Here is an 8,324-nt window from a genome sequence, read left to right as displayed (position 1 = left end):
GCACCACAACGACTGGACCGTCCAGCTCGGCAGCGACGGCCACCCCGAATTCATCCCACCCGCCTGGCTCGACCCCACCCAGATCCCCCGCCGCAACCACTACCACCACCGAACGTGAACACAGCCAACCGCCACCACACCCCTGCACCCCGAAGCCAGAACCACCGCATCAGAGGCCAGATCCGCTTGGCCTCCCGGTGCACACACACACGACCCGAAGCCACGAACACCGGTCTACCCCCACGCCACCAAGTCCCGTCGCGCCCTCCTGGGGCCAGCCCCGCTCCTCCGCGACCAGGCCCCGCCGCGCGCCCTCCCGCGGCACGACCAGCCCCGCCGCCACCAGGCCCCGCCGCGCGCCCTCCCACGGCACGACCAGCCCCGCCGCCACCGGGCCCCGCCCGCCCCACCGTGACCAGGCCAGGCCCGCTCCCCACCGTGACCAGGCTCAGCCCGCACGATCCACCGTCCAGCTCGGACGGTGCCGGTGGTGGACACCGTCGGCGCGGGCGACGCGTTCGTGGCCGGGCTGCTCTCCGGTTGGCTCGACGGCGTCGACGCGCCGACCCGGCTGGTCCGGGCCGTCACCACCGGCGCGTTCGCGGTGGCCACCCGGGGTGACTGGGAGGGCCTGCCCGACCGCGCCGAGCTGACGCTGCTCGACCACGGGCCGGACGGTACGGTCCGCTGACCGGTACGGCGGCCGGCGCGGGCCGGCGCACCGACGACGCGGACACCGGCCCGACCGCCCTGCGCAACCGGCGCGGACCGGCCACCGCCGACCGGAGATCGTTTGGAGGAGCACGATGGAGCTGACCGAACCGACCGTCTGGAGCACCGACCGGCTGGAGCTGGGCGAAGGCCTGCGCTGGGTCGACGACCGACTGGTCCTCGTCGACCTGCTGGCCGGACGGCTGCTGGAGACCGACGGCGACGCCCCCGCCCCGCTGCGGGAGGTACGCCACCTCGACGTTCCGCTCGGCGCGGTCGCCCCGGTGGCCGACCGACCCGGCGACTGGCTCGCCGCCGCCGGCACCGGCGTCACGGTGCTGCCCGCCGGCGGCGACCCCCGACCGGTCGCCGACCTGGTCGCGGACGCACCCGAACCGACCCGGATGAACGACGCGGTCGCCGACCCGCACGGCCGCTTCTGGGCCGGCAGCATGACGTACGCGATGGTGCCCGGCGGGGGCACGCTGTTCCGGCTGACCCCGGGCGCGGCACCGGTGGCCGCGGTGATCGGGCTGACAATTCCGAACGGGCCCGCGTTCGACGCCACCGGCACCACCATGTACCTGGCCGACACGCCGCGCGGCGAGATCGACAGGTTCACCGTCGACCCGGACACCGGCGACCTGCACGGGCGGGAGCCGTTCCTGCGGCTCTCCTCCGACGACGGGGGCCCGGACGGCATGACCGTCGACGCGGCGGGTCACCTCTGGGTCGCGTTCTGGGGCGGCTCGGCGGTCCGTCGCTACCGGCCCGACGGCACGCTGGACCGGGAGATCCGGCTGCCGGCGAAGCAGCCCGCCGGCATCTGCCTGGGCGGCCCCGACCTGCGCCGACTCTTCATCGGCACCGCCCGGGTCGGGCTGAGCACCGCGGGTCCGCAGGACGGCGCGCTGCTCGCGGTGGACGTCGAGGTCCCCGGCCTGCCCGCCGCGTACGCCGTCGCACCCGTGAGCTGACGGAGGCATACCGGACGCCAGGGCGGGAACAACCGCACCAGAGCGCGCTACCGACGGTCAGGAGGCGAGACGGTGGGCATCGTGAGGTGGGCCTCGTGAACGGGCCGGTGGGCGACGAGCCGGTTGGCGAGCTGGAGTTGGTGCACACCTTCACCGGACCGATGCCCACCGGGGTGAGCGTCTCGCACCGGGGCCGGATCTTCGTCAACTTCCCCAAGTGGGGGGACGACGTGCCGGCCACTGTCGTGGAGCTGCGCGACGGCCGGGAGGTGCCCTACCCCGACCAGGCGTGGAACGACCCGTCGGGCGACGACGACGCGGGCGCGTTCGTGTCGGTGCAGAGCATCGTGGTGGACCCGGCCGACCGACTCTGGGTGGTCGACACCGGCAGCCCGATGTTCCAACCGACGAAGCCGGGTGGGCCGAAGCTGGTCCGGATCGACCTGGACACCGACACGGTCGCCCAGGTGATCACCTTCCCGGCGGACGTGGCACCACCGACGACGTACCTCAACGACGTCCGCTTCGATCTGCGCCGAGGCGAGGCGGGGGTCGCATACATCACCGACTCGACGGACTCCGGGCCGAACGGGATCATCGTCGTGGACCTGGCCAGCGGGGCCTCCTGGCGGCGGCTGCACGACCACCCGTCCACCAAGGCAGAGCCGCTGAAGAACTTCCGCCCCTTCGTCGAGGGCCGGCCGCTCATGTCACGCCCGAAGGACGGGCCGCCCAAGCCGCTGGCGATGGGCTCCGACGGCATCGCCATTTCGGCCGACGGCAGCCGGCTGTACTACTCGCCGCTGATCTCCCGACGCCTGCACAGCGTGTCCACCGAGGCGCTGGCCGACCCGTCGGTCACCCAGGAGGCGGTGGCGGCCACGGTCGTGGACGAGGGCGACAAGGCCACCGGGTCGGACGGGTTGGAATCCGACGACGCGGGGCGGCTCTACCTCACCGCGTACGAGCACAACGCGGTGCTGCGCCGGCTACCGGACGGCGAGTACGAGACTCTGGTCCACGACCCGCGGCTACTCTGGCCGGACACCATGTCGGTGGCCACCGACGGGCACCTCTACGTCACCGCCAACCAGCTACACCGGCAGGCGCAGTACCAGCGGGGCAAGGACCTGCGGCGCAAGCCGTACGCGCTGTTCCGTACCCGCATCGACGCCGGCCCGGTGCTGCTGCGCCGCTGACCGGGCCGTACGCCGATGGTCAGCTCGTTGGCAGGGTGCGGTCCAGGAGGTCGAACAGGGCGGCCCAGTGGCGCTCGGTGGCCTGCTCGTCGTACATCGGGGTGTCGGCCATGGTGAAGCCGTGGTGGGCGCCCTCGTAGACCTCGGAGCGATAGCGCACGCCGGCCGCCTCGAGGGCCTTCTCCAGCGTGGCGATCTGCTCGGGGGGCATCGACCGGTCGGCGTCGGCGTGCCCGAAGTACACCTCGCCGGTGATCGAGCCGACGCCCAGGTGCGGGCTGTCCGGCGCGTCGGTGACCAGGTACCCGCCGTGGAAGCTGGCGATCGCGGCGATGCGGTCCGGGTGCGCCTCGATGGCCCGCAGCGCGTTCGTGCCGCCCAGGCAGTAGCCGGTGACGGCGACCGGGCCCGGCCGGACGTCGTCGCGGGCGGCCAGGAAGTCGAGGTACGCGGTGGTGTCCCGGTTGAACAGCTCCGGGGTCAACGCGTTGACCAGCGGCATGATCTGCTCGAAGAGCGCGGCGCGCTGGTCCGGCTCACCGAGTCGGGACAGGTCGAACAGCGGTGCCCGCCCGGCCCGGTAGAAGAGGTGGGGCGTCAACACCAGGTAGCCCCGGGCGGCGATCCGTTCCGCCATCTCCACCAGGCGCGGGCGTGGCCCGAAGGCGTCCATGAGGAGCAGCACCGCCGGGAAGGGGCCGTTGCCGTCCGGCCGGGTCAGGGACGCGTCCGCGACCCCGTCGCCGGTCGGGATGTCCACAGTCGTCGTCTCCACCGCGCCTCCTCGGCCGAAAGTCCTTGATCGTCAAGAACGGTACTCGCCGGGCAGTCGACCCGTGCGACACCCGGGGACCCGGCCCGTGCGACACCCGGGGACCGTCGCTCCCTGGATAAGACGACCCTGGGTGGTGGTCGGCGAACGACCCAGGCTTGTCCACGACCGATGAGGGACACGACCGACCTGGGAGATGTTGTGCTCGACCTGACCGTTCCGGACCTGACTGGAAAACTCGCCGTCGTCACCGGCGGCAGCGACGGCCTGGGCCTCGGCCTGGCCACGCGGCTGGCGCGCGCCGGGGCCGAGGTGGTGCTGCCGGTCCGCAACCCGGCCAAGGGCGCCGCCGCGCTGGACGCCGTTCGGGCCGCCGCGCCGGGCGCCGTCGTCTCGACCCGGAAGCTGGACCTCGCCTCGCTGGACTCGGTGGCCGCGCTGGCCGACACGCTGCTCGGCGAGGGGCGACCGATCCACCTGATGATCAACAACGCGGGCGTGATGACGCCGCCGACCCGGCACGCCACCGCCGAGGGCTTCGAGCTGCAGTTCGGCACCAACCACCTCGGGCACTTCGCGCTGACCGGGCGGCTGCTGCCGCTGCTGCGGGCCGGCCATGCCCGGGTCACCACCATGTCGAGCAGCGCCGCCCGTTCCGGCCGGTTCGACTGGGACGACCTGCAGAGCGACAACCGGTACGCGGCGATCCGCGCGTACAACGCCTCCAAGCTGGCCACCCTGCACTTCGGGTTGGAACTCGACCGACGCAGTCGGGCCGGCGGCTGGGGCATCGTCAGCAACGTCGCCCATCCGGGCACGACGATGACGAACCTGTACGCGTCCGGTCCCAACCTGGGCCGCAGCCGGCCCTCGCTCCACCACTCGATCATGAGCCGGCTGGCCCGCTGGGGCGTCCTGGTGCACTCGGTGGACGCCGGGCTGCTCCCCGCCCTCTACGCCGCCACCAGCCCGCAGGCGCGGGGCGGGCGGTTCTACGGCCCGGACGGGCTGGGGCAGTTCACCGGCAAACCGACCGAGCTGGCCGTCTACCGCTCGGCGCGCGACACGGAGGACGCGGCACGGCTGTGGGCCGTCTCCGAGCGGCTGGTGGGTGTCGAGTTCCCCGGCAACTGACCGGCGCGTCCGCGTGAACGCGGCGTCAAGAATCGGCGGTGGCCCGTCGAAACGGCGTATCGGCGGGCGCACCACCGCCGCTCGGTGGTGACGATGGGCCCATGAGTCCTTGGCGGATGACACGCTGGGAACGCGGAGACCTTCCACCCGGCAGCGACACCGACAGCAGCCCCGGCACGGCCGCGGAGAGATCGGGCGAGCCGGAACGCCGGCACGAGGCGCTGGTGAGCGTCCGGCTCGGCCCGTCCGCGCCGGGGAGTCACCTGGTGGAGTACCTGCGGCACGAGCCGTGCGCCGTGGCCGCGTGGTGGATCGCCGCCGACGTCGACGCCGTGGTGCGGCTCTCCGCCGACAGCATGACCGTGCTGCACCGGGCCGTCGCCGACCTGCGCCGCCGGGCCGGAGTGGAGGTGGCCGTGGCCAACTACGTCCTCCGCGCGCTCGACCTGACCACTCCGACGCAGCCGCGTACCTCGGAGGGCACCCCGGCCTGGGCGGTGTCCGCCGCATGAGTCGCCCCACCGATGGCCGCCGGATCGTGGTGGGCGTCGACCGGTCGTTCGCCGGGATGCAGGCGCTGCGCCGCGCGATGCAGCTCGCCCGCCGCGACGGCGCGCAGCTGGACGCCGTACGCGCCTGGGTCTTCGCACCGACGTGGCGGCCCGGCACCCTGACCTGGCGTTGGCAGGACGAGTGCGACCGGGCCGCGGTGGTCTACCTGCGTGGCGTCTTCGACGCGGCGCTCGGCGGCATGCCCCGGGACGTGACAGTCCGCCTGGTGGCGACCCAGGGGTACGCCGGGCAGGTGCTTGTCGACCACGCGCACCGGGAGAGCGACCTGCTGGTCGTCGGCAGCCCGGAACGCGGACGGTTCGGCCGGTCGCGTGGCCACGTCACCCGGTACTGCGTGACGAGGGCGGCCGTACCTGTCGTCGCGGTGCCCGCGCCGTCCTGGGCGCGGGCCGCGACGATCCGCCGCTTCGCGCACGACCTCGAACGTTTCAGCCGATGACCTCTTATCCCCACCGCTCGGAAAGGACCAGCTCCACCATGGACGAGGCCCCGATAATTTACGCCGTTCCGGTGCGCGACCTGCCGGGACGGCTGGTGCGGACGGTGCGGACCGGCCGTTCGCCGCAGGGCCAGCGGCTGGGCATCGCCTTCACCCGGCCGGAGTTGCTGGCCGCCGCGATGGGCGTCGATCAGCAGTGGGAGGAGCTGTGCGAGTCCGCGCTGCGCGGCATGCTGCGCCCGCTCGGCATCGACGTGATCCAGGTCGACCCCCTGCTGGTGGCGCCGCCGCTCGACCCGAGCAGCGGAGACCGGGCCGCGCCGAGCGTGCCGGCCCGCGCACCGGCCGCACCCACCGGCCCATGGTCCGAGGCCGTTCCGGTCCCGGTCGGCCCCGCACCCGCCGCCGCTCAGGCGCGGACGAAGCGGACCGCGTCGGCGACCACATAACCGTCGGTGTCCTCGGTGCGGATCAGTACGCTCCCGCCGCTGCCCGCCGTGAACGGATAGGTCCCCAACGGCACCCACTGGCCGCCGGTCTGCCGCTGGTCCACCGTGCGGGTGACGAGCCCGCTGGAGTGTTCGATGTCCACCGGCACGTTCGTCGCCCGGTTCGGGTTGGCGGTCCAGCGCATCTGCACCGTCCAGGACCCGGCGGCGGGCAGCGTCGGGCGGAACCGCAGCCGGTTGACGCCCTTCGCGGTGTTGCCGTCGTGCTCGTAGTCCGGGCCGTAGAAGCCGCCGACGCTTGTGCTGCGCAGCCACGTCCCGGCCCGGGTGATCCCGCTGGCCGCCGAGTTGTCCAGGATCACCTCGTCGGTCGAGCCCCACTCCAGGACCGCGCCGTCCTGCCGCAACCGGGCCTGGAGGGTGGGCACGGGCACCTCCTGCACGGCGAGGTTCCCGGCGAGGGCCAGCGACGCGGCGGTGGCCGCCGCCTGCCCGAGGATCATGAACACCGGTTCCATCCGGATCGAGCCGTACGCGATGTGGCTCGCCGAGAGGCAGACCGGCACCAGCAGGTTGGCGCACTGCGCCTGGTGCGGCACGATCGCCCGGTAGCTCACCGGGTAGGGGGCCGGCACCCCGATCTGCACGTCCCCCTCGTTGCGCACCCGCCCGTCGACCACCACCCGTTGACAGTTGTGCGAGTCCATCGTGTAACTGGCCAGCCCCACCGAGTCGGTGGCGCGTACCCGGCCCCGGCAGTCGGCCTCGGTCATCACGTACGCGGAGACCATCCGGCGGGCCTCCCGGATGTAGAGCAGTGGCGGCCAGCCGCCGGTGCCGGTGAACTCGTCGATCGGCAGCCCCCAGCGGGCGGTCGAGTCACGGACCGACGACGGCAGCCGGGGATCGTTGGCCAGGAACCACATCAGCCCCTGCTGGTAGGTGCGGTGCTCGGCGATGATGCTCTCCCGCGCGGCCCAGCTCGCCGTCGGGTACGCGTGGTTGAAGCCGATGTGGTCGGTGGAGACGGCGCCGTTGTTGTTGGAGTCGGTCTTGCCGCCGCCGATCGATCCGGTGGTGAAGTACGGCCCGGCGTAACCGGCCTGGATGTGGCGCAGCAGCAGCTCGTACCGGATCGGGTCGTAGCCGGACGGCTTGCCGAACGGGATGCGGTTGGCCGCCTGGGTCAGGCACATCCGGAAGCAGTACGCCTGGATCCTGTCGTCGCCGCTGCCCTGCGGGGCGAGGGGGGTGGCGGAGATGCCGGGCAGCAGGCCGCTGGCGGGCGAGCCGGCCGTGACGTACGGGTCGATCGGGTACGCGAACTGGTGGGTGTTGCGCGACTGCACCCCGTTTATCGTCTCGCCGTAGGTGTCGTTGGACTCCCGCCCGACGGTGAACCCCACCCCGGCCGTGGCCAGCAGGTCACCCTCGTAGGTGGCGTCGACGAACACCCCGCCCCGGTAGATCGAGCCGTCCTCGGTGCGCAGCTCGGTGATCCGGTCGCCGCTGCGACCGACGCCGGCGAGCCGGGCGTCGGTGATCACCGGCACGCCCGCCTCGGCCAGCAGGTCGGCGAAGACGGCGACGGCGACGTGCGGTTCGAAGGTCATCCGCAGCGGCGACGTCGGGGTGAGGGTTCCGCCGTGGTACTTCACGTACACCCGGCGGTAGAACTCGGCGGCGAGCCCGCCGATGGACGCCTGGACGCCGGTGTCGGTGGCGCCCAGCCCGGCGGTGCTCAGCCCACCGACGTGGCCGGTGGGCTCCACCACCACGGCGGTGCGACCGAGCCGGCGCATGGTGATCGCGGCGGCCAGCCCGCCGGAGGTGGCGCCATAGACGACCAGGTCTGCGGTGGTGACGGCGGCGCGGGCGGGGCCGGCGCGGAACGGGTCGGTGAGACCGGCCAGGACGAGGCCGGCGCCGCCGGCGGTCAGCAGCCGACGACGGGACAGGGGCAGGGACACGGCGGGCTCCCGAGGGGTAACCGGTGGAGGGGACGGTTACAGAAGCACGCCGCTGCCGCTGCAGACCGAAATTCTTCAATGTCTGCCAGCGGGTGTCAAC

At 73.2% G+C, this 8,324-nt stretch carries 9 protein-coding genes; 7 read left to right on the top strand and 2 right to left on the bottom strand.

All coding sequences use genetic code 11. From position 1 onward, the window contains the following. The first annotated feature begins 460 nt into the window (after positions 1 to 460). The 3 genes from ACLQ29_RS09525 (at position 461) to ACLQ29_RS09515 (ending at position 2,887) form a co-directional block, all read left to right on the top strand. Complete coding sequence (locus ACLQ29_RS09525; protein WP_425771259.1) at positions 461 to 691, top strand: carbohydrate kinase family protein; 231 nt, start codon at positions 461 to 463, stop codon at positions 689 to 691. A gap of 115 nt (positions 692 to 806) precedes the next feature. Then, entirely contained in the window at positions 807 to 1,688 is an 882-nt protein-coding gene (locus ACLQ29_RS09520; protein ID WP_425771231.1) for an SMP-30/gluconolactonase/LRE family protein, read from the top strand. 95 nt (positions 1,689 to 1,783) lie between these two features. After that, positions 1,784 to 2,887 (top strand): L-dopachrome tautomerase-related protein, encoded by a 1,104-nt coding sequence (locus ACLQ29_RS09515; RefSeq protein ID WP_425771230.1) that lies wholly within the window; start codon positions 1,784 to 1,786, stop codon positions 2,885 to 2,887. Between the two features lie 19 nt (positions 2,888 to 2,906). On the opposite strand, the gene ACLQ29_RS09510 is transcribed toward ACLQ29_RS09515, so the two are convergent. Then, positions 2,907 to 3,662, bottom strand: a complete 756-nt coding sequence (locus ACLQ29_RS09510; RefSeq protein ID WP_425771229.1) for a dienelactone hydrolase family protein — start codon at positions 3,660 to 3,662, stop codon at positions 2,907 to 2,909. A gap of 168 nt (positions 3,663 to 3,830) precedes the next feature. On the opposite strand from ACLQ29_RS09510, the gene ACLQ29_RS09505 reads away from it, so the two are divergent. The 4 genes from ACLQ29_RS09505 (at position 3,831) to ACLQ29_RS09490 (ending at position 6,254) form a co-directional block, all read left to right on the top strand. After that, positions 3,831 to 4,793 carry an SDR family oxidoreductase gene (locus ACLQ29_RS09505; RefSeq protein ID WP_425771228.1) on the top strand — a complete coding sequence of 321 codons (963 nt, stop codon included), beginning with the start codon at positions 3,831 to 3,833 and terminating at the stop codon, positions 4,791 to 4,793. Between the two features lie 101 nt (positions 4,794 to 4,894). Then, positions 4,895 to 5,305, top strand: a complete 411-nt coding sequence (locus ACLQ29_RS09500) for a hypothetical protein (RefSeq protein WP_425771227.1) — start codon at positions 4,895 to 4,897, stop codon at positions 5,303 to 5,305. Next, a complete protein-coding gene (locus ACLQ29_RS09495; protein ID WP_425771226.1) occupies positions 5,302 to 5,805 on the top strand; it encodes a universal stress protein in 504 nt (167 codons plus the stop codon). The genes ACLQ29_RS09500 and ACLQ29_RS09495 overlap by 4 nt, the downstream gene beginning before the upstream one ends. Before the next feature lie 38 nt (positions 5,806 to 5,843). Beyond that, the gene (locus ACLQ29_RS09490; RefSeq protein ID WP_425771225.1) at positions 5,844 to 6,254 is read left to right on the top strand and encodes an SAV_915 family protein; all 411 of its coding nucleotides are present in this window, start codon (positions 5,844 to 5,846) and stop codon (positions 6,252 to 6,254) included. Here the strand turns inward: ACLQ29_RS09490 and ACLQ29_RS09485 are convergent. Continuing rightward, a complete protein-coding gene (locus ACLQ29_RS09485) occupies positions 6,215 to 8,224 on the bottom strand; it encodes an FAD-dependent oxidoreductase (RefSeq protein WP_425771224.1) in 2,010 nt (669 codons plus the stop codon). The two genes, ACLQ29_RS09490 and ACLQ29_RS09485, sit on opposite strands and share 40 nt — an antisense overlap. Positions 8,225 to 8,324: the final 100 nt, after the last annotated feature.

It is taken from the genome of Micromonospora sp. DT228, from assembly GCF_049841595.1.
Lineage (GTDB): Bacteria > Actinomycetota > Actinomycetes > Mycobacteriales > Micromonosporaceae > Micromonospora.
Note: the sequence above shows the minus strand (reverse complement) of the source record. Positions and strands in the feature narration are given on the sequence as shown.

Coding starts and splice junctions, on each gene's coding strand:
- ACLQ29_RS09520 (WP_425771231.1), top strand. CDS start 807: ATGGAGCTGACCGAACCGACCGTCTGGAGCACCGACCGGCTGGAGCTG.
- ACLQ29_RS09505 (WP_425771228.1), top strand. CDS start 3,831: ATGAGGGACACGACCGACCTGGGAGATGTTGTGCTCGACCTGACCGTT.
- ACLQ29_RS09500 (WP_425771227.1), top strand. CDS start 4,895: ATGAGTCCTTGGCGGATGACACGCTGGGAACGCGGAGACCTTCCACCC.
- ACLQ29_RS09495 (WP_425771226.1), top strand. CDS start 5,302: ATGAGTCGCCCCACCGATGGCCGCCGGATCGTGGTGGGCGTCGACCGG.
- ACLQ29_RS09490 (WP_425771225.1), top strand. CDS start 5,844: ATGGACGAGGCCCCGATAATTTACGCCGTTCCGGTGCGCGACCTGCCG.